The 513-nt window shown below is 44.2% G+C and carries 3 tRNA genes; all 3 read left to right on the top strand.

Annotation, left to right across the window (positions count from 1 at the left end):
- Positions 1-10 precede the first annotated feature (10 nt).
- Positions 11-86: transfer RNA gene (locus PMAL9190_RS20045), tRNA-Glu, on the top strand.
- Positions 87-88: 2 nt separating this feature from the next.
- Positions 89-164: transfer RNA gene (locus PMAL9190_RS20040), tRNA-Lys, on the top strand.
- A gap of 31 nt (positions 165-195) precedes the next feature.
- Positions 196-271 (top strand) — tRNA-Val (locus PMAL9190_RS20035).
- The last annotated feature ends 242 nt before the right edge of the window (positions 272-513 follow it).

Genomic DNA, 513 nt, shown 5'->3' with positions numbered 1-513 from the left:
TATGAACATTGTCCCGTTCGTCTAGAGGCCTAGGACACCGCCCTTTCACGGCGGTAACAGGGGTTCGACTCCCCTACGGGACGCCAATGGGTCGTTAGCTCAGTTGGTAGAGCAGTTGACTTTTAATCAATTGGTCGCAGGTTCGAATCCTGCACGACCCACCATTCTTTCTCACGAAGGAATTAAAACTATCGTGGGCGATTAGCTCAGTTGGGAGAGCACCTCCCTTACAAGGAGGGGGTCACTGGTTCGAGCCCGGTATCGCCCACCACTCTCTAAGAATTTTCTGCACGGAATCGCAGATTTAATGAAGAATACCTTTATTAAGTCCGCATTGTTGTCGCTGAAAATCATTAGAAAGTGGTTATCGTTAGATAATTGCATGCTCTTTAACAATCTGGAAAGCTGACTAGTAAATTCAATCGATAGATTGATTTTAAAAATGTTTTTATTCTCTGAATAAAAACGAGTTCTCAAAACAACACACATTCAAGTGTCTTGTATCGAGTCCGG

Source organism: Photobacterium malacitanum, from assembly GCF_900185615.1.
Classification (GTDB): Bacteria; Pseudomonadota; Gammaproteobacteria; order Enterobacterales; family Vibrionaceae; genus Photobacterium; species Photobacterium malacitanum.
This window is presented reverse-complemented; position numbering and strand designations above follow the sequence as displayed.